Below are 22,961 nucleotides of genomic sequence, written 5' to 3'. Positions count from 1 at the left end.
CAGGGAGGGACACATGATTGCATGGATCGCCACACTGTTTCTGTTGGGTCAGGCAGAGGTCACCTCGCCCACCAGTGAACTGAGCGCTGAGGCGCAAGCCCTGATTGCTCCCGTGCTTGAAACAATCACCGAGGAACAGCGACGACAAGCGCAAGCGCCGCCTCCTCAGGATCACGAGGAACGTTTTCTCCGGATGTATCGCCTGGATCAGATGGGGCGACAGGCGATGCAGAAAGTCGATCTGAGTATTCTTCCTCCGGATCAGGAGCAGGCCGCCAACAAGGCGATGTGGCAGGTTCAGGAGGAGGTGGACGAAGCCAATCTCAACGCCTTGCTCGCCATGCTGCCGCCGGAAGGCTGGTTCCTCAAAAGCCGCTATGGCGAGGGGCCGTCGCAGACGGCCTTTCTCATCATCCAGCATTCAAACCTTGAGCAGTGGCGACGTTTCGTGCCGGTGCTCGAGCCTCTCGTGGCGACGGGCGAGGTTGATGGGGCGCAGTTCGGTCTGATGTACGATCGACTGGCCGTGAACGAGGGGCGTCCGCAACGCTACGGGACGCAAGTGACCTGCAAGAATGGACGCTGGGTCATCGACTACGACAACCTCGAGGATCCCGCGAACGCCGACCGCCGTCGCGCGGAAGCAGGATTTCCGCATACGCTGGCGCAGTACGAAGCGCGTTTCGCCTCCTGGCCGACTTGCCGCGAAAACTGAGCAACGCTCGCCGTCGCCATGCGTTGAGGTCATAGCGGACCGGGCCCCTCTGGCGACCCTTCATCGCGATGTCGGCCGCGTCGTTGGAAACGGCTCGCGAAGGCGTCGATGGAACTGTTGCTATTGGAGTGGTTGGGCAAGCCCGTCTGGATGTGGGCGGGTTTCCTGACGGTCGTCATCGCCTTGCTGGCGCTGGATTTAGGGCTGTTCAATCGGCGCGATCATGAGATCGGGGTTCGCGAAAGCTTGGCGCTGTCCGCCTTCTACGTCGCCGTGGCTTTGGCCTTCGGCGCGTGGCTGTGGTCATCGCAAGGGGCTGACAGCGCCGTCGAATACCTGACCGCCTACGCTGTCGAGAAAAGTCTGGCGATGGACAATGTCTTCGTCATCGCCTTGATCTTCAGCGCCTTTTCCGTGCCGCGTCTCTATCAGCACCGGGTTCTGTTCTGGGGGGTGCTGGGCGTCATCGTTCTGAGGGCGATCATGATCGGCGGGGGTGCGGTGCTGGTCGCCCGCTATCACTGGGTGCTGTATCTGTTTGCCGGGTTTCTGATCCTCACGGGCGTGAAGATGTTCTTTGCGCGCGGCGAGGAAACGGACATCGCCGATAACGCCCTGCTGAAGTGGTTCCGGCGACGGATGCGGGTGACGAACGACCTGCACGGGCACGCCTTCTTTGTCCGCACGCAAAGCCGCCGCTCCGGCGAGGTGAAGCTGCACGCTACGCCGCTGTTTCTGGCCTTGGTGACGATCGAGATCGCTGACGTGATCTTCGCCGTGGACTCCGTGCCGGCGGTCTTCGCCATCACGACGGACGCCTATGTCGTCTACACGTCCAACATCTTCGCCATATTGGGGCTGAGGGCGCTCTATTTCGCCCTGGCGGCGGTGATTCACCGCTTCGCCTATCTGAAGCAGGCGCTGGCCGTTCTGCTGGTTTTCATCGGCGGCAAGGTGTTCGCTGCGCCACTGCTGGGGATCGAGAAGGTGCCGCCCGCCGTCTCTCTGTCGGTGACGGCGGCGATCCTGGCGACGGGAGTGGTCTGGTCCCTGTGGCGGACCCGCGCGGAGGCCGGACCTCCGCGCTGATCTTCGGGACGTCAGGCCGGCTTTTCGGCCAGGCGCTTGTCCAGATAGGCGCCGACGCGGCGCTCGACAGCGCCGATATGGTCCTGCCAGAAGTGGGTCGCGCCTTCTTCCAGCTCATAGTCGATGACGATGCCCTTCTGGGTGCGCAGCTTATTGACCACGCGCTCGACCTCGGCCGGGGGCACCACCGTGTCGGCCGTGCCATGCAGGAACAGGCCCGAGGCCGGGCAGGGGGCCAGGAAGCTGAAGTCGTAGATGTTCGAGGGCGGGGACACCGAGATGAAGCCGTCGGTCTCGGGACGGCGCATCAGCAACTGCATGCCGATGTAGGCGCCGAACTGATAGCCCGCGACCCAGGTCTGGGTGGCGGCGGGGTTGTTGGCCTGCAGCCAGTCTAGCGCCGTGGCCGCATCGGCCAGTTCGCCGATGCCGCTGTCGAACTCGCCCTGGGACTTGCCCACGCCGCGCGAGTTATAGCGCAGGGTGGCGAACCCGCGCTGAACGAACAGCTGGTGCATCGTCAGAGCGACCGGGTTGTTCATGTGCCCGCCCGCCTTGGGGTGCGGGTGCAGGATCAGGGCGATCGGCGCATCAGGCCGCTTGCCAGGCGAATAACGGCCTTCGATGCGGCCAGAGGCGCCGGGCAGAATGACTTCAGGCATGGATCGCGGTCCCTACAATCAATAGAGGTTTCGCCGGACGGATAATACTTGACCGAGGAGGTAGGACTTTCTAAGTCCCCGGTGCGTGACGCACTCGCCAGCGAGGCCGGGGGTCTTAGCATGGCCGCCCCGAAAAGCGTTAGAATTTTGAGGTTATAGGGATGCGCCTTTCGACAAAGGGTCGTTACGCCGTGATGGCGATGGCCGATCTGGCGAAAAACGGCTCGGGCCGGGCCGTGTCCCTGGCCGAAATCGCCACCCGTCAGGAAATCTCGCTCAGCTATCTGGAGCAGTTGTTCGCACGGCTGCGCAAGGGCGGGCTGGTGAAGAGCATTCGCGGGCCGGGCGGCGGCTATCGCCTGGCCAAGGGGCCGGAGGAGACGGTCGTTGCCGACATCGTCCTGGCCGTCGACGAGCCGATCCGCGCCACGCGCTGCGCCGCCCACGGCACGCCGCGCGGATGCATGACGGGCGGTGCGCGCTGCATCACCCACGATCTTTGGGAAGATCTGGGCGCCGAGATCCATCGCTATCTCGCCGGGGTCAGCCTGGCCGATGTGATTGAAAAACGCACGAACCGGGCGCGCATGGGTCAGAAGGATCCGGCGTCCATGGAGGCAGCAGCGTGAGCGTATATCTGGATTACAACGCCTCGGGTCTGGTTCGTCCTGAAGTTCAGGAAGTCATGGCTAAGGCCTTGGCCGACAACGGCAACCCTTCGGCCGTGCACGCCGCCGGTCGACGCGCCCGAGCTCGTATCGAGACGGCGCGCGCCCAGGTGGCCGATCTGGTCGGCGCCGATCCGACGGCGATCATCTTCTCTTCGGGCGGGACCGAGTCCAACGCCCAGGCGATCCACAGCGCCCTGGCCGCTGGTTGTGAGCGACTGATCGTCGGCGCGACCGAGCACCCTTGCGTGGCCGAGGCCGCCGCCGTCAGCGGCGTTCCGGTTGAAGTTCTGCCGGTGGATGCGGATGGCGTGCTCGATCTGGCCTGGCTGGCCGAGGCGTTGGCGCGTCCGGGCCGTGCGGTCGTCGCTATTCATCACGCCAACAATGAAAGCGGCGTGATCCAGCCGATCGCTGAGGCGGCGGCTCTGGCTCGCGCGGCAGGCGGCTGGTTGCATGTCGACGCCATTCAGTCGGCGGGCAAGATTCCCGTGACCATGCGTGTGCTCGGCGCTGACAGCCTGACCCTTTCGGCGCACAAGCTGGGCGGGCCGCAGGGTGTGGGCGCTCTGGTGCTGAGGGACGGCGTTTCAGCCGTGCGCATCTTGCATGGCTCTGGACAGGAGCGGGGCCTCCGCGCCGGAACCGAGAACGTGCCAGGGATTGCCGGCTTCGGCGTCGCCGCCGACTGCGCCGCGCGTGATCTGGACGCCGCCATGGCTCATGTCGCCTGGCGCGACGCGGCCGAGGCCAAGGTCAAGGCGGCGGGTGCGACCGTCATCGGCGGCGCGGTCGAGCGCCTGCCCAACACCCTGTTCATGGCGGTTGAGGGCTGGGACAGCCCGCAGCAGCTGATCACCCTCGATCTGGTCGGGGTCATGGTCTCGGCCGGTTCGGCCTGTTCGTCGGGCAAGGTCAAGCCATCCAAGGCGATCAGCGCCATGGGGCTGCATCATCTGGCGACCGGGGGCGTGCGCGTCTCCGGGGGCTGGGGCACGACCGAGGCTGACTGGGCCCGGTTCGCCGATGCCTGGGTCATGGCCTGGGACAAGCACAAGGCACGCTTGCAAGAGCGCGCAAAGGAAATCGCGTAACTTATGGCTATCGTTCAGGAAACAATCGATACGGTCGCGGAGCTGGAGCGATACAAGTACGGCTTCACCACTGACGTCGAGCAAGAGTTCGCCCCCAAGGGCCTGAACCCCGACATCATCCGCTTCATCTCCGACAAGAAGGGCGAGCCGGAGTGGATGCTAGAATGGCGTCTGGCCGCCTATGAGCGCTGGCTGGCGATGGAAGAGCCGACCTGGGCGGCGGTGAAGTACGAGCCTGTCGACTATCAGGATCTCTACTACTACGCCGCGCCGGTGAAGAAGGAGGGGCCGAAGTCTCTGGACGAGGTCGATCCCGAACTGCTGGAAGTTTACGCCAAGCTAGGCATCCCGCTGAAGGAGCAGGAAGTCCTGGCCGGCGTCCAGGGCGCGCCCAAGGTCGCGGTCGACGCCGTGTTCGACAGCGTCTCGGTCGTCACCACCTTCAAGGAGGAACTGGCCAAGGTGGGTGTGATTTTCATGCCGATTTCCGAGGCCTTGCGTGAATATCCTGATCTGGTGCGTCAGTACCTCGGCACCGTCGTGCCGGTCAGCGACAACTATTTTGCGGCCCTGAACAGTGCGGTCTTTTCCGACGGCAGCTTCGTCTACATCCCGCCGGGCGTGCGCTGCCCGATGGAGCTGTCGACCTATTTCCGCATCAACGCCAGCCAGACGGGCCAGTTCGAGCGCACCCTGATCATCGCCGACAAGGGCAGCTACGTCTCCTATCTGGAAGGCTGCACCGCGCCGATGCGCGACGAGAACCAGTTGCACGCGGCGGTCGTGGAGATCGTCGCACTGGATGACGCCGAGGTGAAATACTCGACCGTTCAGAACTGGTATCCCGGCGACGCCGAGGGCAAGGGCGGCATCTACAACTTCGTTACCAAGCGCGCCGACTGCCGTGGCGATCGCTCCAAGGTCAGCTGGACGCAGGTTGAAACGGGCTCGGCCGTCACCTGGAAGTACCCGTCCTGTATCCTGAAGGGTGCGGAAAGCTCGGGCGAATTCTACTCCATCGCCATCACCAACGGCCATCAACAGGCCGACACCGGCACTAAGATGCTGCACCTGGGCAAGAACAGCCGCAGCCGCATTATCGCCAAGACGGTCTCGGCGGGTAAATCGGACTCGACCTATCGCGGCCTGGTGTCGATCCACCCGAAGGCGACCGGCGTGCGCAACTTCACCCAGTGCGACAGCCTGCTGATCGGCAAGGAGTGCGGCGCCCACACCATTCCCTATATCGAGGTCCGCAACGGCTCGGCCCAGCTTGAGCACGAAGCGACCACGACCCGCCTGTCCGAGGACCAGCTCTTCTACGCCCAGCAGCGCGGTTTGTCGGAAGAGGAGGCCGTGGCCCTGCTGGTCAACGGCTTCGTCCGCGACGTCCTGCAGGAACTGCCGATGGAGTTCGCCGTCGAGGCCCAGAAGCTGGTGGCGATCAGCCTCGAAGGCTCGGTCGGCTGAGTGAGTTGAAGAAGAAAAACAATGCTTAAGATCAATAACCTCCACGTCTCCGTCGCCGACAAGCCGATCCTCAAGGGTCTGACGCTGGACGTGCCTGCGGGCGAAGTTCATGCAGTCATGGGGCCGAACGGGGCGGGCAAGTCGACGCTGGGCTACAGCCTGTCGGGCCGTCCCGGTTATGAGGTGACGGATGGTTCCGCCTCGTGGAACGGCGTGGATCTGCTGGACATCGAACCGGCCGAGCGCGCGGCGGCGGGTCTGTTCCTGTCGTTCCAGTATCCGATCGAGATTCCCGGCGTTCCGGCTATGACCTTCATCCGCACGGCGCTGAACGCCCAGAAGCGCGCGCGCGGCGAGGAAGAGGTTTCGGCCCCGGCCTTCCTGAAGCTGGTCAAGGCGGCGTCGCAGTCGCTGAAGATGGACTTCGACATGCTGAAGCGGCCGCTGAACGTCGGCTTCTCCGGCGGTGAGAAGAAGCGGATGGAGATCCTGCAGATGGCCCTGCTGGAGCCGTCGCTGCTGATCCTCGACGAGACGGACTCCGGCCTCGACATCGACGCCCTACGCATCGTCGCCGACGGCGTGAACGCCATGCGCAGCCAAGAACGGTCGATGCTGGTGATCACCCACTATCAGCGCCTGCTGGACTACATCAAACCGGACCGCGTGCACGTTCTGGCGGGCGGCCGCATCGTCGCCTCGGGCGGGCCGGAACTGGCGCATGAGTTGGAGGCGGAAGGCTACGACAAGTTCCTGCCGGAGGCGGCATGAAGGCGCTGGCCCGGCTGGACCTCACTGACGCGGCGACCTTCCCTTCGCGGCGGGTTGAGGAATGGAAATACAGTGATCTGAAGCGCTTTCTTCGTGAAGCGCCTGAACCGTCCGGCACCGCCGTCGTGGGCGCCCCGGGGCCGTTCTATGATCTGGGCGGCGACGCCGTCGTCTTCGCCAACGGCCGCCCGGTCGGGGTGAAGGATTACATCGCCTCGGGCGAGCAGACGCTGCGCCTGCGCTTCATTTCGGATGCGACCAGCACGGGCCATACGGCGGCGGCGCGCATCGTCGCCCGTCCCGGCGCGCGCCTGCTGCTGTTGGAGACGCATGAGGGCAAGGGCTCGGCCTATGTCGCCCACAACAAGGTCGAGATCGACGTCGCCGCCGACGCCGAAGTCATCCGGATCGTCCTGACCGACGAGCCCGCCGACGCCATTTCTGTGGCCGAGGCCGAGGTGCGGCTGGAGGCGGGCGGGCGCTATCGTCAGACCATCGTCGCCACCGGCGCCAAACTGCAACGTCTTGAGACCCGCCTGCGCCACGGAGCGGAAGGCGCTGACGCGCGCATGGACGGCCTCTATCTGCTGAACGGCGCGCGCCATTCGGATCAGACCTCGGTGATCGACCACGTCGCGGCCAACGGCACGACCAGCCAACTGATCAAGGGCGTGGTCCGCGACGAGGCGCGCGGCGTTTTCCAGGGCAAGATCCTGGTTCAGAAGGGCGCCGACGACACTGACGCCCGGATGGGCCACCACGGCCTGATCGCTTCGGATCGCGGCGAGATCGACGTGAAGCCCGAGCTGATCATCTACGCCGACGAGGTGCAGTGCGCCCACGGCGCGACCGTCGGGACGCTGGACGAAAGCGCCCTGTTCTACATGCAGCAGCGCGGCATTTCGGCCGATGAGGCCCGCGCCCTGTTGACCCATGCCTTCCTGATCGAGGTCGTCGACCGGATCGAGCACGAAGGCGCCAGAGAGGTGGTGCGGGAATGGCTGACGGCTCGCCTGTGACCAACGCTTCCGTGACGGGGTTCGACCCCTATGCCGCACGCGCGCAGTTCCCGATCCTGTCGCGACAGGTGAATGGAAAGCCGCTGATCTATCTGGACACCGCCGCCTCGGCGCAGAAGCCGCGCGCCGTCATCGACGCCCTGGTCGCGTCGATGACGGGCAGCTACGCCAACGTCCACCGGGGTCTGCACACCCTGTCGAACGAGGCGACGGAGGCCTATGAGCGTGCGCGCGAGATCGTGGCTCGCTTTTTGAATGCGCCCTCGGCCGACAATATCGTCTGGACCAAGGGCGGGACCGAAGCGATCAATCTGGTCGCCAACGGCGTCGGCCTGTCGATCCAGCCGGGCGATGAGATCATCGTCACCGAGATGGAGCACCACTCCAACATCGTGCCGTGGCACTTCCTGCGCGAACGGCGCGGGGCGGTGCTGAAATGGGCGCCGATCAAGGACGACGGTTCGCTGGACATGGAAGCCTTCGCCGCCCTGCTGGGGCCGAAGACGAAGCTGGTCGCCGTCACCCACATGTCGAACGTGCTGGGCACCATCAATCCGGTCGCCGAGATCACCCGTCTTGCCCATGCGGTCGGGGCGCGGGTGCTGGTCGACGGCTGCCAGGGCGCGGTCCACGCGGCGCCGGACGTTCAGGCCATCGGCTGCGACTACTATGTCCTGACGGGGCACAAGCTTTTCGCGCCCACGGGCATCGGCGTCCTTTGCGGCTCGACTGAGGCGCTGGAGGCACTGCCACCGTATCAGGGCGGCGGTGAGATGATCGTCACGGTCGAGAAGGAAGGCGTGACCTACGCCAAGCCGCCGCACCGTTTCGAAGCGGGCACGCCGCCGATCCTGGAAGCCATCGGCATGGGCGCGGCGGTCGAGTGGCTGTCGCAATATGATCCGGCGGCGATTCAGGCGCATGAAATGGCCCTGTATCACCATGCCGTCGAGCGCCTGCGGGGGCACAACTGGCTGCGGATTCTGGGCGAGGCGGAAGGGAAGGGCGCGATCCTGACCTTCACCGTCGAGGGCGCGCACGCCCATGACGTGGCCCAGATCATGGACCGTTACGGCGTCGCCGTGCGGGCCGGGCTGCACTGCGCCGAGCCTCTGGCGAAAAGACTGGGCGTCAGCGCAAGCGCACGCGCCTCCTTCGCCCTATATAACACCATGGAGGATACAGACGCCTTCGTGGACGCGCTGATCAAGGCGCGGAACTTCTTCGTGTGACGAGTATGGACGCCAAGACCGACAACGCGATCAGCGACAGCGACGCCTTCGCCGCCAGCTGGGACGAGCCGCAAAAGAGCGCCTTGTCCCAGGCTGAGCTGGACAAGCTGACGGACGACCTGATCGAGGCGCTGAAGACGGTGTACGACCCGGAAATCCCGGTCGACATCTATGAACTGGGCCTGATCTACAAGGTCGACGTGTCTGACGACCGCGACGTGCTGGTCGAGATGACGCTGACGGCGCCGGGTTGCCCCGTGGCGGGCGAGATGCCTGGCTGGGTCGAGACGGCGGTGGCCAAGGTCGAGGGCGTGCGCAGCGCCAAGGCCAACCTGGTGTTCGATCCGCCGTGGGACTCCTCCAAGATGAGCGATGAGGCCAAGCTGGCCCTGAACATGTTCTGAGGAGGCCCTGATGACCGAACTTCAGACTGCAACGACCCGGCCCCGGCGGCCCCGGCCCAAGGCGGTGACCCTGACGGACGCCGCCGCCGCGCGCGTGCGCGAAATCATGGACAACGCCGAGAAGGATTACGTCGGCCTCCGCGTCGGCGTGAAGAACAGCGGCTGCGCCGGGCAGGAATACACCTTCGCCTATGCGAAAGAAGCCCTGCCGCTGGACGAGGTGGTCGAGGACAAGGGCGTCACCATCCTGATCGAGCCCAAGGCCGTCCTGTTCCTGATCGGCACCGAAATCGACTATGAGGTGACGAAGCTGGCCTCGAAATTCGTCTTCCGCAATCCGAACGAGACGGACGCCTGCGGTTGCGGCGAGAGCGTCACCATCATCCCCGCCGCTGCTCTGGACGCCGACTGACATGATCCGATTGGAGGGGGTGACCCGGCGCTATCGCAGCGCGGCGGGCGACCGCACGGCGCTGGACGCCGTCGATCTGCATGTCGCGCGCGGCGAGGTGTTCGGCGTGGTGGGCCGTTCGGGGGCGGGCAAGTCTACCCTGATCCGCGCCATCAACCGGCTGGAGACGCCTGATGCGGGCAAGGTCTTCGTTGATGGGCAGGAAATTACCGCCCTGTACGCCGCCGAACTGCGCGCCGCGCGGCGCGGCATCGGCATGATCTTCCAGCACTTCAATCTGCTGAACGCCAAGACGATTGAGGACAACGTCGCCTTCCCCTTGCGGCTGGAAGGGCGGCCTGAGGCTGAGGTGAAGGCGCGCGTGAGGGAGCTTCTGGCCCAGCTGGGATTGGCCGATCATGCCAAGAAGCATCCGTCCCAGTTGTCGGGCGGCCAGAAGCAGCGCGTCGGCATCGCCCGCGCCCTGGCCTGCGGACCCAGCGTCCTGCTGTGCGACGAAGCGACCAGCGCCCTCGACCCCGAGACGACCGAAGACATCCTGACCCTTCTGGACGGGCTGAACCGCGACCTCGGTCTGACCATCGTGCTGATCACCCACCAGATGGAGGTGGTGCGCCGCGTCTGCGACCGGGTGGCGGTGCTGAAGGACGGCCGGATCGTGGAGCAGGGCGCGACGGCCGACGTCTTCCTGCACCCCCAACATGCCGTGACCCGCGCCATGCTGGCCGAGGGCGAGGAGACGGTCGACGCCTCGGTCGCGCCCGCCGGGGCGCGCATGGCCCGTCTGACCTTCCGCGGACCCTCGACCTATGAGCCGGAACTGAGCCGCGTCGCACGCACGGCGGGCGTGGATTACTCAATCCTGTCGGGCCGGATCAGCCGCATCCGGGGCGAGCCCTATGGCCAGATGACGGTCGCCTTCACCGGCGGCGACGCCGAGGCGGCTCTGGCGCAACTGGCCGCGCGCGGCGTCGTGGTGGAGGCGGTCTGATGTTCGCCAATGTGGACTGGGCCGATATCGGCAAGGCGACGATCGACACCCTGCTGATGCTAGGAGGGTCGATGGTGCTGACGGTGATCTTGGGCGTGCCGCTGGGCGTGCTGCTGTATCTGTCGGGCAAGGGGCGGCTGGCGGCCAATCCGGTGCTGAACGCCTTGCTGTCCTTTGTGGTCAATGTGCTGCGTTCGGTGCCCTTCATCATCCTGCTGATCGTCATGCTGCCGGTGACGGTGCTGCTGGTCGGCACCTCGCTGGGCGTGGCGGGCGCCATTCCGCCGCTGGTCGTCGGGGCCGCGCCCTTCTATGCGCGTCTGGTCGAGACGGCCCTGCGCGAGGTAGACAAGGGCGTGGTCGAGGCGACCCAGGCCATGGGCGGCTCGACCCTCCAGATCGTGACGCGGGCTCTGTTGCCCGAGGCCATGCCGGGCATCATCGCCGGCGCGACCGTCACCGCCATCGCCCTGGTCAGCTACACCGCCATGGCGGGCGTGGTGGGGGCGGGCGGTCTGGGCGACCTGGCCATCCGCTTCGGCTATCAGCGGTTCCAGACCGACGTCATGGCCGTGACCGTAGTTCTGCTGCTGATCCTCGTACAAATTCTGCAGATGATCGGCGACCGTCTGGTCGCTAAGGTCTCGCACCGCTGATTTTACGAAAGCCTGCCCTATGATCCGCCGTTCGCTGCTGCTGTCCGCCGCCGCTGTCCTGACGCTCGCCGCCTGCAGCCAGGGCGCGGACAAGAAGGCGGGGGCCGAGGGCGCGCCCCTGCTGGTCGGCGCCACCGCCGTGCCGCATGCCGAAATCCTCGAGCAGGTGAAGCCGATCCTGGCCGCCGAAGGCGTGCCGATCGAGATCAAGGTCTTCAACGACTACGTTCAGCCGAACGTGCAACTGGCTGAAAAGCGGCTGGATGTGAACTATTTCCAGACCAAGCCCTATCTGGACGAGTTCAACACGGCGCGCGGCACGAACCTGATCACCGTGGCAGGCATCCACGTCGAGCCGCTGGGCCTGTATTCGCGCAAGCACAAGGCGCTGGCCGATCTGCCGAACGGCGCCCAGGTGGTTCTGCCCAACGATGCGTCGAACACCGGTCGCGCCCTGCTGCTGCTGCAGGCGGCGGGCCTGATCACCTTGGCGGATCCGCAAAACCCGCTGCAAACGGTGCGCGACATCGCGACCAATCCCAAGGGGCTGAAGTTCCAGGAGGTCGAGGCCGCGACCATCCCGCGGATCCTGCCCCAGGTGGACGGCGCGGTGATCAACACCAACTACGCCCTCGACGCCGGGCTGAAGCCCAAGACCGACGCGCTTCAACTGGAAGGCGCCGACAGCCCCTATGTGAACTATCTGGTCGCCCGCCCGGACAATCAGAACGACCCGCGCATCCAGGCCCTGGCCAAGGCCCTGCGCGGTCAGGCGATCAAGGACTTCATCGCTTCGAAGTATGAAGGCGCTGTGATCCCAGCGGCCTAGGCTGCGGCGTTGACCGCCTCGGCCGCTGCGGCGGCCTTGGCGGCCTCGTCCGGGGTGGAGACCAGAACGGCGGGCGTGACCGGCTGACCCGTCGCCTCGGCGATCAGTTCCGCCGTCTTGCCTTCCACGGCCGCCTCCAGTCGTTCCAGGAACTCGGCCTTGGGCAATCCGGTCGGGATCGGTTCGAGGAATTCCAGCGTCGCCGTGCCGGGGTTCTTCCGGTACTCTTCCAGCGGCCAGAATAGGCCCAGGTTGGTCGCCAGCGGCACGACCGGCATGTCGAAGTCGCGATACATGTGCCAGACGCCCGAGCGGTAACGGTACTTCTCGCCGACCTTGGCCAGATTCCCTTCCGGATAGATCAGGATCTTGCGCCCCTCGCGATTGGCGTCGGCGGCGCGTTCCTTGAGCGCGGCGCGGGCGGCGTGACCGCCACAGTTGTTGACGACGATGGCGCCCAGCTTCCTCAGCACGGTTCCCAACAGGGGGAACTTCTCCAGATGGTCGCCGGTGACGAAGGCCACGTCGTCGAACTGATCATAGGTGGCGAAGCCGTCGCCCCAGCTCTGGTGCTTCGAGGCGATGATGAAGGCGCCGGTCGGGATTCGTTCCTTGCCGCGCGTCTCGATGCGGATGCCCGCGAACAGGCTCATGGCCTGCACCATACGCCGGACATAGCGGCGGATGATCCAGCTTGTGGCCTTGCGGCCCGGCGCCAGGGCCGCAAAGGCGGCGGCCAGGCCGTAGGTGATGGAAAGCGCCCAATAGGCGATGTTGAACAGCAGGCTTCGCATCTGGCGACTATGCCAGCCTGCCGTTCAGAGGCGAGCGTAAAGTGAAGCCTGTCAGATCAACGCACTGGTTGACCCGCACGGATACGGGCGATGACGGCTTCCAGTTGCGCCTGAGGCATGCCGCCGGGGATCAGGTTGCCGTTGATGATGAAGGCGGGGGTTCCGCTCAGGGCCAATGCCGAGGCTTCGCGCGTATTGCGCAGGATCACCGCGTCGATCTCTTCGCGATGCGTGGCCAGGTCACGATCCAGCTGGTTCATGTCGACCCCGGCCGCGCGTGCGAGGCTGCGCGCCTGCTGATCGGTCTCGATACGCCCCTTGGCGCCCATGAAGGCCTTGTGCACCTCATGATACTTGCCCTGGTAGTTGGCGGCCATCGCCAGGCGGGCCACGTTCTCGGACACGGCGCCGAAGATGGGCCATTCCTTGTAGAGGATGCGCACCTTGGGATCGGCCTTCATCAGGCCTTCCAACTCTGGGATCATCATTTTGCAGTAGGGGCAGTTGTAGTCCATGAAGCCGATGATGATGATGTCTGCGTTCTCGGCGCCGATGAACGGCGTCGCCGGATCGCGCAGCAGGTCGCTGAAGCCGACTTCCGCCACCATGGGCAGATCCTGAGCGCCCGACGCCCCAGCCGCCGCGACGGTCGCCGGAGCGTTGCCGGCGTCGGCCGGACCGCACGCGGCCAGGGTCAGGGCGACGGCGAGCTTCATTGCGAGGGCGGGGTTCTTCATCGGGTCAGGCTTTCCTGCTTCGTTCGACGCGCGGATGCACGATCAGGTCGGGGAGGGACCGCGCCAGAGCGACGGTTGATGCTTCTTGGTCGAGGCGTCCGCTTAAGTCACGCTTAAGGCGGCGGGCGGCGCCTTGTTCAGGCGGGCGATTTCGGCGGCGACCTGTTCGGGCGCTATCTCGCCCATGTGCGCTTTCGCCAGCGTGCCGTCCGCATGAAGGAAGAGCGTTACCGGAATGCCGACCGTGCGATAGTGACGCGGCAGGGCCATGCCGGTGTCGAACAGGACGTGGCGTAGGGATAGGCCCTCGCGCGCCAGGTATTCGCCGACCGTCTCCCGGCTCTCGCCCTGATTGATGAACAGGAAACGGATGTCGGGGTGAGAGCGCTCGGCCTGCGCCAGGGCCGGCATCTCTCGGCGGCACGGCGGGCACCAGGTCGCCCAGATGTTGATGACGCTGGGTTGATTGACGGACTGGGCCAGATCGATCGGCGGGCCTTCCAGCTGGACCAGAGTCAGTTCGGCGGGAGGCAAGGGCTCGGTCGCCGAGGCCAGTTGATGCGTCGTGACCCAGACCAGCGCGGCCGCCGCCACAGGGGCGATGGCCCAGGCGCGTTCCTGCCGGGTCTTCAGAATCAGGAAGGTGGCCAGCGCGACGAAGGGCAGAACCCACAACCAGGTGAATCCGCCCTGCCACACGGCGAAGGCGCGCAGGGGGTCGCCGCTGAAATACGCCCAGTTGGCGACGACATGGGCCAGTCGGGCGACGGCGACCCCACCGATGGCGACGACCGTGCTCCACAGGTTGAAGCGGCCGCTGATCCGGCTGACCAGGATGCTGGAGCCGATCATGAAGACGACGACGCCGGCGATGATGGCGAAACGCTCGCCGGACAGGACCAGGGGGCCGAGCGACAGGCTGTTCATTCGGCCGCCCCCGCTCGTTCCAGCGAGGTCAGGACGGCGCGGGCCGAGGCCTCGCCGATCAGGCGGCTTTCGGCGGCTTCCTTCGAGGTTCTGGACAGGAAGATCATGGTCGGCGGCCCGACGACGCCATAGCGGTCGAGCAGATCGCGCACTTCCGGCGTGCTCTGGGTCACATCGACCTTGATCAGGTCGACAGCGCCGAGTTCGGCGAGGACTTCATCGTTCTGGAAAACCTCGCGCTCCATGACGCGGCAACTGACGCACCATTCCGCGGTGAAATAGACCAGAGCGGGGCGAGATTTGGCGGAGGCCTGGGCGACAGCGGTCTCAAGCGCAGCATTGTCGGCAACCACGACCGCCGGAACGGCTGTGAGAGAAGAGGCGCTGTCTGCCGCGAGCGCGGGGCGAGCCAGCGGGGCCAGGGGCCGCCAGGGACTGACGGCGTCGAGGCTGACGCCTATCAACAGCAGTACGCCCCAGACGGCGGCGATCAGGCCAGCCGCGCGAGCGACGCTGTTTAGGGCGCCCGACGCCGCCGGGCGGAACAGGCCCAGGGCGGCGGCGGCCGCGAAGCATAGGGCCGCGCCCAGAGATAGGGTCGCGACTGGCGGCAGGATGCGGCTGGCCAGCCACCAGGCCATGCCCAGGAAGATGAAGCCGAAAACGATCTTCACGCGGTTCATCCACGCTCCAGCCTTGGGCAGGAAGCGCGCGCCCGCGGCTCCGAAGACGATCAGCGGCACGCCCTTGCCCAGCCCCAGGAAGAACAGGGCGGCGGCGCCGAGAAGCACATCCCCAGTCTGGGCGATATAGAGCAGGGCTCCAGCCAAAGGAGCGGTGACGCAGGGGCCGGCGATAAGCGCCGACAGGAAACCCAGCCCAGACGCCGAGACCACGGAACGCCGTCCCGTCCCGGTGTCGCGCGACAGGCGGCTGGTCCAGGCTGAGGGCAGTTGAAGCTCGAAGGCGCCGAACATGGAAACTGCGAGGACTGTGAAAACGACGGCCAGGCCGCCTACGGCCCAGGGCGATTGCAACACCATCTGCAGGTTCTGACCCGACCAGGCGGCGGCGACGCCCAGCAGGCCGAAAGCCACAGCCAGACCCAGGACATAGGCGACCGACAGCAGCAGGCCGCGTCGCGTGCCTTGCCCGTCCACGCCCCGTCCGATGACGCCCGCCAGGATGGGGTACATGGGAAAGACGCAGGGCGTGAACGCCAGCAACACGCCGAATCCGAAAAAGGCCAGCAGCACCCAGACCGTTCCTCCCTGGCGCGACAGCCGGTCAACGAAGCCCTGATCCTGTTGCAACTGGATGGCGGCTGCGGGGAGAACGACATCCGGCTCAGATGAATCGATGAGCACAGGTTCCGCCTCGGCGCTTTCGGCGGCGTCGGACGTCGGAGCCGCCGGTGTCTTCTGCAAGGCGAGTACGGCTGCGGTCTGGGCCGTTCCGGCTTCTGCCTCGCGCGAGGCGATGCGGGCGCTCGGCAGGGCGGGGACGTCAACCGTTCGCGTGGTCGGCGGATAACAGATCGAGTTTTCCAGACACCCCTGATAGGTGATGTTGATCGACGCGGGATCGTTTGCGCGCTTCAGCGCGTCCGCCGACAGAACCGCGCGCCCAGCATCGCGCCAGATGTCGACGACGCCGAATCCGGGGTCGTCCTTCTTTTCTCCGGCTCGAAGGCGAAGGGGAAGCGCAGTCTTGCCGTCCGGCGCCGTGGCGGCCGTATGGTCCTTGTAGAGGTAGTGCCCTGGCGCGATCTTCCAGGCGAAGACTAGGTCGCCGTCGGCTTCACGCGAAATCTGAAGGGTGAACGCCTCTTCTGGGGAAAGCAGCGGCTGGCCGAAGCCCTGCCCCAGCCCTTGGGCCAGGCTCGGCGCTGGAGCCGACAGCATGAGGACGGCCAGGGCCGCGAGGAGGCGTGCGAGAATGATCTTCATACCTGTTTGGGTCGGAGAATGAGCTTAAGTCAGGCTTAAGCCGAGGTTCGCATCAATAGCCAATGAGATTGCTCACTGTAGAAGACGATCCGGTTCTGGCGGACGGATTGCGTGTCGGCCTTGGGGCCTGCGGCTGGACCGTCGAGCCGGTCGCTAGGGTCGAAGAAGCCCTGGCTGCGCTCGAAAGCTCGACCTTTGACGCGGTCGTGCTGGATCTGGGCCTGCCGGATGGCGACGGCCTGGAGATCCTGCGCTTCGTACGGCGCCGAGACATGGACGTCGGCGTGGTGATCCTTTCAGCGCGCGACGATAGCCGCGATCGCATCGCGGGGCTGGACGCCGGGGCCGACGACTATGTGGGCAAGCCGTTCGATCTGGATGAACTGGCGGCGCGCCTAAGGGCGGTCCGTCGCCGTCTGTTGGGGCGTTCGCAACCGGCGCTGTCGCACGAGGGGGTGACGCTGGACCCGAAGTCGCGTCTGGCCTGGCGGGGCGAGGGCGACCTGCACCTGTCGCGGCGCGAGTTCGCCATCCTTGAAGCCCTGATGGAGCGCCCGTCGCAGGTGCTGTCGCGCAGCCAGTTGGAGGAACGCCTCTACGGTTGGCAGGAGGATATCGGCTCCAACGCCGTCGAGGTCCACATCCATTACCTGCGCGCCAAGCTGGGCGCCGACTTCATCCGCACGGTGCGCGGTCTGGGGTACAAGCTCCAATGATGTCCATCCGAACGCGGCTGTTCGCCATTCTGGCGCTGGTGACCGCCTTGGTCTGGGGCGGGGCGGTCATCTGGGTCGAAGTTCAGACACGCAATGAGGTGCAGCGCGTGCTGGACCGACGTCTGATGGAGTCGGCCCGGATGGTGTCGTCCATGATGCAGCCGGGCAGTCTGTCGCCTGTCGTCAATGAAGAAGAGGGCGGCCGTCTGGCGGCGTATGACCAGCAACTGGCCTGCCAGATATGGTCGATGCAGGGCGAGTTGATCGCACGGTCGCGAAGCGCGCCATCCGCCATGTTGGCCAGCGGCGCGGATGGATTCTCCGAACGCGTCATCAATGGCGAGCGTTGGCGCGTCTACACCGTCCATGTGCCCGAAGGCGGCTATCGTGTCATGGTCGGCGACAATCTCGCGGTCCGTGAACATCTGGTGGGCAGCGTCGTCACCGGCCTGCTGGGGCCGGCTGTTCTGGGCCTGCTGGCGCTTGGCGTTCTGATCTGGTGGTCGGTGGGGGCAGGCCTGCGGCCCATTCAGCAGATGACCCAGGCGCTCGCTAGTCGCCGAGCGGACGACCTGACGCCGGTTGATGTGGCGCCGGGCGGCAAGGACTTGCAGCCTTTCGTCTCGGCGCTGAACGACCTGATCGCCCGCGTCAGCGAAGCGCGTCGCCGAGAGACCGAGTTCACCGCCGCCGCAGCTCATGAACTGCGGACGCCGCTGGCGGGCCTGCGGGTTCAAGCGCAGATCGCGGCCAATGCGACGGATGAGGGCGTGCGCAAACACGCGCTGGAGCAGATACAGACCTCGGTCGACCGCACTGCGCGCCTTGTGACGGGGCTTCTGGCGTTGGCGCGTGAAGACGAGGCGGCTATCGAAGCCGACGATAGGCGCTGGATCGACCTGCGCGCCCTGTTCGCCAATGACGCGGATGCGCGTTTGGAAGTCCTAGATCAGGCCTTCCGGGTTTACGTTCAGCCGGATCGTTTCGAGACGGCGGCCGCCAATCTGCTGGCCAATGCTCAAGCCATGGCCAGCAGCCGTATCCGTGTCGCGGTCGAAGGTCAGGAGAACGACGCCATTCTGGTGGTCGAGGACGACGGTCCCGGCGTTTCAACGGCCGATCTGGAGCGTCTGGGCCGCCGCTTCTTCCGCACCTCCGATGCGCCGGTCGGCGGCAGCGGCCTGGGCCTGTCCATCGTCCTGTCGACGATGAAGGCGCATGGCGGGGCTGTGCGCTTTACGCCCTCGGCGCTGGGCGGCTTGCGGGTCGAACTGCACGGCCTGCCGATCCGGCCGGCCTGATCGAAGGCTCAGGCGGGCATTTCGATGGCGGCCACAGCCTGCGCCGCCAGGCCTTCATTGCGTCCGACGAAGCCCATTTCCTCGCTGGTCGTCGCCTTCACGCTCACGGCGTCCAGCGGCAGCTTCAGCAGGTCCGCCAGCCGCTCGCGCATGGCCAGCCGGTGCGGCTTCACCTTGGGCTGCTCGCAGATCAGGGTCACATCGACATTGATGATGCGCCCGCCGCGCAGGGCCACACGCTCCGCGGCGTAGACCAGAAAGCGATCAGACGAGGCGCCCTTCCACTTGGGATCGCTGGGCGGGAAGTGGTCGCCGATGTCGCCGTCGGCGATGGCGCCCAGAATGGCGTCCGTCAGGGCGTGCAGACCCGCATCGGCGTCGGAGTGGCCGATCAGGGTCCGATCGTGCGGAATCTCAACCCCGCACAGCCAGACGGAGGCGCCCGGCCCCCAGCGGTGGACGTCATAGCCCTGGCCTATGCGGGTGACGGTGCGGGCGGCGGACAGGGCCTCGGCCATGGCGAAATCCTCTGGATAGGTCAGTTTCATCAGGCGCGGATCGCCCGGGATCAGTCGGACGCGGCCGCCCGCGCGCTCGACCACGGAGGCTTCATCGGTGGCGGCTTCATCGGCGGGCCAGACGGCATAGGCGTCGCGGATGGTCTTGATGCGGAAGGCCTGCGGGGTCTGCGCGCGCCACAGGTTCTCGCGATCTACGGCGCCGACGACCATGTCCTGATCGCCTCGGCGCAGGCTGTCCGCGACAGGCAGGGCGGGCAGGGCCCCGTCGGCGCTTTCCAAACCGACCAGCAGGCCCGCGATCACCTCAGGGCTCAAAAAGGGACGGGCGGCGTCGTGGATCAACACCGGCTCTTCATCGGCGCCAGTCAGGGCTGACAGGCCTGCGCAGACGGATTTGGCCCGCGTGTCGCCGCCCGTGACGGCCCGCCACCCAGTCAGGCCCGCAAGGGCGGATTGAAGTTCCGATGCAGCGTCAGCGGCGATCACGATGACGACTTCGCGCGCGCCCGCCTCCAGCAAGGCCTGGACCGGCCAGCGCACGACGGGCTTGCCGGCGACGATGCGCCACTGTTTGCCGCCGCCCGCTCTAGAGCCTGAACCGGCGGCCACGACGATCGCTGAGAATCCCATGCCGGTCTTCTAGGCGTCCCGGTTCCGCTTGACGAGAGGGGCCTTCTTCGGCGCTAAGGAGCCTCATGACGACCGGGTTGCAGATTGGCGATGTGAAGATCGCAGGGCGGGTGCTGATGGCGCCCATGACCGGGATCACGGACCTGCCGTTCCGTGTGCTGGCGTCAAAGCTCGGCGCCGCCTATGTGGCGACGGAGATGGTGGCCGCGGCCGAACTGGCGCGGGCCCGTCCCGACGTTGTGCGTCGCGCCGCCGTGGGCGGGGGCCTGCCCCTGACCGTGATTCAGCTGGTCGGCGGCGATCCGGTCGCCATGGCCGAAGGCGCGCGCATGGCCGAGGCGGCGGGCGCCGACCTCATCGACCTGAATTTCGGCTGTCCGGCCAAGGAAGTCACCGGCGCCGCCTGCGGCTCGGCCCTGATGCGCACGCCGGATCAAGCCGCGCGGATCATGGCGGCGGTCGTCGGCGCCGTCAGCCGCCCGGTCAGCGTCAAGATGCGGCTGGGCTGGGACGAGAACAGCCACAACGCCGCCGATCTGGCGCGCCGGGCCGAGACTCTGGGCGTCGCCGCCGTCACGGTGCACGGCCGCACGCGCAAGCAGTTCTACACCGGCGTCGCCGACTGGGACGCCGTGGCCGAGGTCAAGCAGGCGGTCGCCATCCCGGTCATCGTCAACGGCGACATCATCACGGCCGAACAGGCGCGTGAGGCGTTGGAGCGTTCGGGCGCCGACGCCCTGATGCTGGGACGCGGGGTCTATGGACGGCCTTGGTTGGCGGCGCATCTGGAGCGCGCTCTGATTGACGGGACACAGCTTCAGGAGCCGTATCGCGAAGAGCGTCTGGCCATCGTCATCGAGCATCTGCGGGCGTCCGCCGCCTTCTATGGCCTGCCGCTGGGGCTGAAAATGTTCCGCAAACACCTGGGCTGGTACATCGAACAGGCGCCCTGGCCTGCCGATCCGGCGGAGCGTCGCGCCGCCAAGGCCCGCCTATGTCGCCTGGAGACCCCCGAAGAGGTCGAGACTGCCCTGACCGACTTATGGCTAGGCGTGACGCATTTGAGCAACTTCGATGTTGAAAACAGGACACAGGTGTTCGAAGCTGTGGCCTGATGTCGGACGCGCCCGTTTACACGGTTGAGCCACAGACCCCAGAACGCTCGTTCTGGGGCCGTCTCGCCGATGGTCGCGCCCGGGCCCTGTTCGGAACCGCCTACGCCATCGCCTTTCTGATCACCGCCGCCGCCATCTGGCTGGTGGCGATCGCGCCGGGCGCTACGGCGGGCGGCGATGCGCGCACGGCGGCCAGCCAGGTCGTGCTGTTCATTCTTCTGGCCAATCTGATCCTGATCGCGGGCCTGGCGGCGGTGATCGGCGGACGAGTGCTGCGCCTGACGCGCAATCGGAATGATCCGGGCGCGCGCCTGCACCTGCGCTTCGTCACGCTTTTCTCGCTCGTCTCCGTCGTGCCGGCCGTGCTGATCGCCCTGGTGTTCGGCCTGCTGGTCAACCGAGGAGTGGATCAGTGGTTCAGCACCAATGTCCGTTCGGCGGTCGAGAACGGCGCCGAGATCGGCCGCGCCTATGTCGCCGACGTAGGCGCCGGGCTGGAGGTCGATCTGGAGACGATGGCGACTGAACTGGGCGGAGTACGCGACCTGTTCGACAATCGGATCCAGTTCTCGCGCGCCCTGTCTCAGATCGGCGATTTCTTCGGCTATCCGGCGCTCTACATTCTGGATGACGAGGGGCGCGTTCTCGCCAGCGGCGAACAGCCGGGCGCGCCGCCCTATGTCGCGCCGCCGCGTGAGGCTTTCGAAACCGTGGCCGGCGGCGAGGTGGCCCCGACGACGGTGACGGAAAACCCCGACATGGTTCGGGCGCTATATCCCTTGCCGGATTACGGCCACGCCTATCTCTATGTCGTGAGACCGCTGGCGCCGGGCCTGATCCAGCGCATGCGCAACGGCGAGGAATCCATCACCGCCTATCGCGCCGCCGAGGAAAGCCGTGCGCGCATCCAGGCGGCCTTTGCGCTTAGCTATCTGGAGACGGCCCTGCTGGTGCTAGTGGGCGCGGTCTGGTTGGCCATGTCGGCGGCCAGTTCGATCTCGGCGCCGATCGGGCGCCTGGTGAAGGCGGCGGACCAGGTGGCTGGGGGCGATCTGGACGCGCGGGTCGACAACGCCGGAGCGCCGTCCGAAATCATCGTCCTGTCCGAGGCCTTCAATCGGATGACCGAGGACATCAAGACCCAGCAGGCTGCGTTGAAGACCGCCTCGGACGAGGCGCAGGGCCGCAGTTTGTTCATCGAAACCGTTCTGTCAGGCGTTAGCGCGGGCGTGATCGGTCTGGACCGGATGCGTCGCATCTCGGCAATCAACGACAGCGCCAGTCAGTTGCTGGGTCTCGACCCCGAACAGGTGCAGGGCCTTCGTCTGGCCGATGTGGCGCCGGAACTGGGCGAACTGTCCGAGCGTGGCGAGGCCCATATCGAAGAAGACATCGACGTCAGCCGCGACGGCGAGGCCCTGCGTTTGCGGGTCCGCATCGAGGGCGGGCAGGGCGGCGAGATGGTGCTGACCTTCGACGACATCACCCGTCTGGTCACGGCTCAGCGCAACGCTGCCTGGCGCGACGTGGCGCGCCGCATCGCCCATGAGATCAAGAACCCTCTGACGCCGATCCAGTTGTCGGCCGAACGCCTGCGTCGTCGCTATCGCGAACGCGTGGGCGATGACGTCGAGGTGTTCGATCGCTGCACGGAGACCATCATTCGTCAGGTAGGCGACATCGGTCGAATGGTGGACGAGTTCTCTTCCTTCGCCCGTATGCCCGCCCCACGCTTCTCGATGGAGAACCCGGCTGAAATGCTGCGCGAGGCGGTGTTCGCCCAGCGTGTGGCCGTGCCTGATATCGGGGTGGATCTGGTGGAGCCGCTGCCCAGCGTGGTACTGCAATGCGACGGCCGCATGGTGGGCCAGGCCCTGGCCAATATCCTGAAGAATGCGGGCGAGGCCGTCGGCGCCAAGCGGGCGCGCGATCCCGTCGCTGAAGAGGCGCTGGGCATCATCGCCAGGCTCGACATTGAGGATGAGCGCGCCGTCTTCACCATAGAGGACGACGGCGTCGGCCTGCCCGCCAAGGATCGCGACCGGCTGACTGAGCCCTATGTCACCACGCGTGAGAAGGGCACAGGCCTGGGCTTGGCCATCGTCAAGCGCATCTGCGAGGACCACGGCGGCGAGTTGCGGCTGGCTGACGCAGAAACACTATCGGGCGCGCGCGTATGCCTGATCTTCCCACTGACCCAGAACCATAAGTCCGCTCATCGCGCTTCCGGCGCGGCGAGCGTGGCGAGTTAAGCGAGGC

The 22,961-nt window shown here is 66.2% G+C and carries 23 protein-coding genes; 17 read left to right on the top strand and 6 right to left on the bottom strand.

Annotated features, from left to right (window positions below):
- The first annotated feature begins 13 nt into the window (after positions 1-13).
- Positions 14-715, top strand: coding sequence for a DUF6624 domain-containing protein (locus ACU5AP_RS08025; protein ID WP_223850717.1), 702 nt, complete (start codon positions 14-16; stop codon positions 713-715).
- Positions 716-823: 108 nt separating this feature from the next.
- The gene (locus ACU5AP_RS08020) at positions 824-1,804 is read left to right on the top strand and encodes a TerC family protein (protein WP_128720036.1); all 981 of its coding nucleotides are present in this window, start codon (positions 824-826) and stop codon (positions 1,802-1,804) included.
- A gap of 11 nt (positions 1,805-1,815) precedes the next feature.
- Here the strand turns inward: ACU5AP_RS08020 and ACU5AP_RS08015 are convergent, their stop codons facing one another.
- On the bottom strand, positions 1,816-2,466 hold the full coding sequence (locus tag ACU5AP_RS08015) for an alpha/beta hydrolase (protein ID WP_003164840.1): 651 nt from the start codon (positions 2,464-2,466) through the stop codon (positions 1,816-1,818).
- 161 nt (positions 2,467-2,627) lie between these two features.
- On the opposite strand from ACU5AP_RS08015, the gene ACU5AP_RS08010 reads away from it, so the two are divergent.
- The 11 genes from ACU5AP_RS08010 to ACU5AP_RS07960 are packed head-to-tail and all read left to right on the top strand — an operon-like array spanning position 2,628 to position 12,012.
- Positions 2,628-3,095: an Rrf2 family transcriptional regulator gene (locus tag ACU5AP_RS08010; protein ID WP_046653966.1), complete on the top strand. Its 468-nt coding sequence runs from the start codon at positions 2,628-2,630 to the stop codon at positions 3,093-3,095.
- The gene (locus ACU5AP_RS08005) at positions 3,092-4,228 is read left to right on the top strand and encodes a cysteine desulfurase family protein (protein ID WP_446681042.1); all 1,137 of its coding nucleotides are present in this window, start codon (positions 3,092-3,094) and stop codon (positions 4,226-4,228) included. Before ACU5AP_RS08010 ends, ACU5AP_RS08005 begins: the two co-directional genes overlap by 4 nt.
- A gap of 3 nt (positions 4,229-4,231) precedes the next feature.
- A complete protein-coding gene (sufB, locus tag ACU5AP_RS08000) occupies positions 4,232-5,698 on the top strand; it encodes a Fe-S cluster assembly protein SufB (protein ID WP_446681041.1) in 1,467 nt (488 codons plus the stop codon).
- A 21-nt stretch (positions 5,699-5,719) separates the two neighbouring features.
- Positions 5,720-6,469 (top strand): Fe-S cluster assembly ATPase SufC, encoded by a 750-nt coding sequence (gene sufC, locus ACU5AP_RS07995; RefSeq protein ID WP_046653971.1) that lies wholly within the window; start codon positions 5,720-5,722, stop codon positions 6,467-6,469.
- Complete coding sequence (gene sufD, locus ACU5AP_RS07990) at positions 6,466-7,488, top strand: Fe-S cluster assembly protein SufD (protein ID WP_446681040.1); 1,023 nt, start codon at positions 6,466-6,468, stop codon at positions 7,486-7,488. The genes sufC and sufD overlap by 4 nt, the downstream gene beginning before the upstream one ends.
- Positions 7,467-8,720 carry an aminotransferase class V-fold PLP-dependent enzyme gene (locus tag ACU5AP_RS07985; RefSeq protein ID WP_128720040.1) on the top strand — a complete coding sequence of 418 codons (1,254 nt, stop codon included), beginning with the start codon at positions 7,467-7,469 and terminating at the stop codon, positions 8,718-8,720. The genes sufD and ACU5AP_RS07985 overlap by 22 nt, the downstream gene beginning before the upstream one ends.
- A gap of 5 nt (positions 8,721-8,725) precedes the next feature.
- Positions 8,726-9,124, top strand: a complete 399-nt coding sequence (locus ACU5AP_RS07980; protein WP_088411695.1) for an SUF system Fe-S cluster assembly protein — start codon at positions 8,726-8,728, stop codon at positions 9,122-9,124.
- A 10-nt stretch (positions 9,125-9,134) separates the two neighbouring features.
- The gene (locus tag ACU5AP_RS07975; RefSeq protein WP_128720041.1) at positions 9,135-9,536 is read left to right on the top strand and encodes a HesB/IscA family protein; all 402 of its coding nucleotides are present in this window, start codon (positions 9,135-9,137) and stop codon (positions 9,534-9,536) included.
- 1 nt (position 9,537) lies between these two features.
- A complete protein-coding gene (locus ACU5AP_RS07970; RefSeq protein WP_191001898.1) occupies positions 9,538-10,527 on the top strand; it encodes a methionine ABC transporter ATP-binding protein in 990 nt (329 codons plus the stop codon).
- On the top strand, positions 10,527-11,183 hold the full coding sequence (locus ACU5AP_RS07965) for a methionine ABC transporter permease (protein WP_088411696.1): 657 nt from the start codon (positions 10,527-10,529) through the stop codon (positions 11,181-11,183). The genes ACU5AP_RS07970 and ACU5AP_RS07965 overlap by 1 nt, the downstream gene beginning before the upstream one ends.
- A 19-nt stretch (positions 11,184-11,202) precedes the next feature.
- A complete protein-coding gene (locus tag ACU5AP_RS07960; protein WP_128720043.1) occupies positions 11,203-12,012 on the top strand; it encodes a MetQ/NlpA family ABC transporter substrate-binding protein in 810 nt (269 codons plus the stop codon).
- On the opposite strand, the gene ACU5AP_RS07955 is transcribed toward ACU5AP_RS07960, so the two are convergent.
- The 4 genes from ACU5AP_RS07955 to dsbD form a co-directional block, all read right to left on the bottom strand.
- Positions 12,009-12,806: a lysophospholipid acyltransferase family protein gene (locus ACU5AP_RS07955; RefSeq protein WP_088411700.1), complete on the bottom strand. Its 798-nt coding sequence runs from the start codon at positions 12,804-12,806 to the stop codon at positions 12,009-12,011. The two genes, ACU5AP_RS07960 and ACU5AP_RS07955, sit on opposite strands and share 4 nt — an antisense overlap.
- A gap of 56 nt (positions 12,807-12,862) precedes the next feature.
- On the bottom strand, positions 12,863-13,522 hold the full coding sequence (locus ACU5AP_RS07950; RefSeq protein WP_223850718.1) for a DsbA family protein: 660 nt from the start codon (positions 13,520-13,522) through the stop codon (positions 12,863-12,865).
- Between the two features lie 123 nt (positions 13,523-13,645).
- Positions 13,646-14,470, bottom strand: a complete 825-nt coding sequence (locus tag ACU5AP_RS07945; protein WP_128720045.1) for a TlpA disulfide reductase family protein — start codon at positions 14,468-14,470, stop codon at positions 13,646-13,648.
- Positions 14,467-16,419: a protein-disulfide reductase DsbD gene (gene dsbD / locus ACU5AP_RS07940; protein WP_446681039.1), complete on the bottom strand. Its 1,953-nt coding sequence runs from the start codon at positions 16,417-16,419 to the stop codon at positions 14,467-14,469. The genes ACU5AP_RS07945 and dsbD overlap by 4 nt, the downstream gene beginning before the upstream one ends.
- A gap of 62 nt (positions 16,420-16,481) precedes the next feature.
- Here dsbD and ACU5AP_RS07935 point away from each other — a divergent pair, with 62 nt between their 5' ends.
- Positions 16,482-17,135, top strand: a complete 654-nt coding sequence (locus ACU5AP_RS07935; protein WP_446681038.1) for a response regulator — start codon at positions 16,482-16,484, stop codon at positions 17,133-17,135.
- Positions 17,132-18,436, top strand: a complete 1,305-nt coding sequence (locus tag ACU5AP_RS07930; RefSeq protein WP_446681037.1) for an ATP-binding protein — start codon at positions 17,132-17,134, stop codon at positions 18,434-18,436. The genes ACU5AP_RS07935 and ACU5AP_RS07930 overlap by 4 nt, the downstream gene beginning before the upstream one ends.
- Before the next feature lie 8 nt (positions 18,437-18,444).
- Here ACU5AP_RS07930 and ACU5AP_RS07925 read toward each other — a convergent pair whose 3' ends face one another.
- Complete coding sequence (locus tag ACU5AP_RS07925; protein ID WP_446681036.1) at positions 18,445-19,587, bottom strand: bifunctional 2-C-methyl-D-erythritol 4-phosphate cytidylyltransferase/2-C-methyl-D-erythritol 2,4-cyclodiphosphate synthase; 1,143 nt, start codon at positions 19,585-19,587, stop codon at positions 18,445-18,447.
- A 65-nt stretch (positions 19,588-19,652) separates the two neighbouring features.
- On the opposite strand from ACU5AP_RS07925, the gene dusB reads away from it, so the two are divergent.
- Both dusB and ACU5AP_RS07915 read left to right on the top strand, forming a co-directional pair.
- Complete coding sequence (gene dusB, locus ACU5AP_RS07920; protein ID WP_446681035.1) at positions 19,653-20,702, top strand: tRNA dihydrouridine synthase DusB; 1,050 nt, start codon at positions 19,653-19,655, stop codon at positions 20,700-20,702.
- The gene (locus ACU5AP_RS07915) at positions 20,702-22,954 is read left to right on the top strand and encodes an ATP-binding protein (RefSeq protein ID WP_446681034.1); all 2,253 of its coding nucleotides are present in this window, start codon (positions 20,702-20,704) and stop codon (positions 22,952-22,954) included. The genes dusB and ACU5AP_RS07915 overlap by 1 nt, the downstream gene beginning before the upstream one ends.
- The last annotated feature ends 7 nt before the right edge of the window (positions 22,955-22,961 follow it).

This window comes from Brevundimonas sp. RM1, assembly GCF_052907225.1.
The sequence above is the reverse complement of the archived record's forward strand: the minus strand, read 5'-3'. Positions and strand labels throughout refer to the sequence as shown.

What these genes read in the sequence shown, in the direction of transcription:
- ACU5AP_RS07930 (WP_446681037.1), top strand. Translation starts at nt 17,132, where the DNA reads ATGATGTCCATCCGAACGCGGCTGTTCGCCATTCTGGCGCTGGTGACC.
- ACU5AP_RS08025 (WP_223850717.1), top strand. Translation starts at nt 14, where the DNA reads ATGATTGCATGGATCGCCACACTGTTTCTGTTGGGTCAGGCAGAGGTC.
- dsbD (WP_446681039.1), bottom strand. Translation starts at nt 16,419, where the DNA reads ATGAAGATCATTCTCGCACGCCTCCTCGCGGCCCTGGCCGTCCTCATG.
- ACU5AP_RS08010 (WP_046653966.1), top strand. Translation starts at nt 2,628, where the DNA reads ATGCGCCTTTCGACAAAGGGTCGTTACGCCGTGATGGCGATGGCCGAT.
- dusB (WP_446681035.1), top strand. Translation starts at nt 19,653, where the DNA reads ATGACGACCGGGTTGCAGATTGGCGATGTGAAGATCGCAGGGCGGGTG.
- ACU5AP_RS07975 (WP_128720041.1), top strand. Translation starts at nt 9,135, where the DNA reads ATGACCGAACTTCAGACTGCAACGACCCGGCCCCGGCGGCCCCGGCCC.
- ACU5AP_RS07925 (WP_446681036.1), bottom strand. Translation starts at nt 19,587, where the DNA reads ATGGGATTCTCAGCGATCGTCGTGGCCGCCGGTTCAGGCTCTAGAGCG.
- ACU5AP_RS07985 (WP_128720040.1), top strand. Translation starts at nt 7,467, where the DNA reads ATGGCTGACGGCTCGCCTGTGACCAACGCTTCCGTGACGGGGTTCGAC.
- ACU5AP_RS07955 (WP_088411700.1), bottom strand. Translation starts at nt 12,806, where the DNA reads ATGCGAAGCCTGCTGTTCAACATCGCCTATTGGGCGCTTTCCATCACC.
- sufC (WP_046653971.1), top strand. Translation starts at nt 5,720, where the DNA reads ATGCTTAAGATCAATAACCTCCACGTCTCCGTCGCCGACAAGCCGATC.
- ACU5AP_RS07915 (WP_446681034.1), top strand. Translation starts at nt 20,702, where the DNA reads ATGTCGGACGCGCCCGTTTACACGGTTGAGCCACAGACCCCAGAACGC.
- ACU5AP_RS07980 (WP_088411695.1), top strand. Translation starts at nt 8,726, where the DNA reads ATGGACGCCAAGACCGACAACGCGATCAGCGACAGCGACGCCTTCGCC.
- ACU5AP_RS07950 (WP_223850718.1), bottom strand. Translation starts at nt 13,522, where the DNA reads ATGAAGCTCGCCGTCGCCCTGACCCTGGCCGCGTGCGGTCCGGCCGAC.
- sufD (WP_446681040.1), top strand. Translation starts at nt 6,466, where the DNA reads ATGAAGGCGCTGGCCCGGCTGGACCTCACTGACGCGGCGACCTTCCCT.
- ACU5AP_RS08015 (WP_003164840.1), bottom strand. Translation starts at nt 2,466, where the DNA reads ATGCCTGAAGTCATTCTGCCCGGCGCCTCTGGCCGCATCGAAGGCCGT.
- ACU5AP_RS07945 (WP_128720045.1), bottom strand. Translation starts at nt 14,470, where the DNA reads ATGAACAGCCTGTCGCTCGGCCCCCTGGTCCTGTCCGGCGAGCGTTTC.
- ACU5AP_RS07935 (WP_446681038.1), top strand. Translation starts at nt 16,482, where the DNA reads ATGAGATTGCTCACTGTAGAAGACGATCCGGTTCTGGCGGACGGATTG.
- ACU5AP_RS07965 (WP_088411696.1), top strand. Translation starts at nt 10,527, where the DNA reads ATGTTCGCCAATGTGGACTGGGCCGATATCGGCAAGGCGACGATCGAC.
- ACU5AP_RS07960 (WP_128720043.1), top strand. Translation starts at nt 11,203, where the DNA reads ATGATCCGCCGTTCGCTGCTGCTGTCCGCCGCCGCTGTCCTGACGCTC.
- ACU5AP_RS07970 (WP_191001898.1), top strand. Translation starts at nt 9,538, where the DNA reads ATGATCCGATTGGAGGGGGTGACCCGGCGCTATCGCAGCGCGGCGGGC.
- sufB (WP_446681041.1), top strand. Translation starts at nt 4,232, where the DNA reads ATGGCTATCGTTCAGGAAACAATCGATACGGTCGCGGAGCTGGAGCGA.
- ACU5AP_RS08020 (WP_128720036.1), top strand. Translation starts at nt 824, where the DNA reads ATGGAACTGTTGCTATTGGAGTGGTTGGGCAAGCCCGTCTGGATGTGG.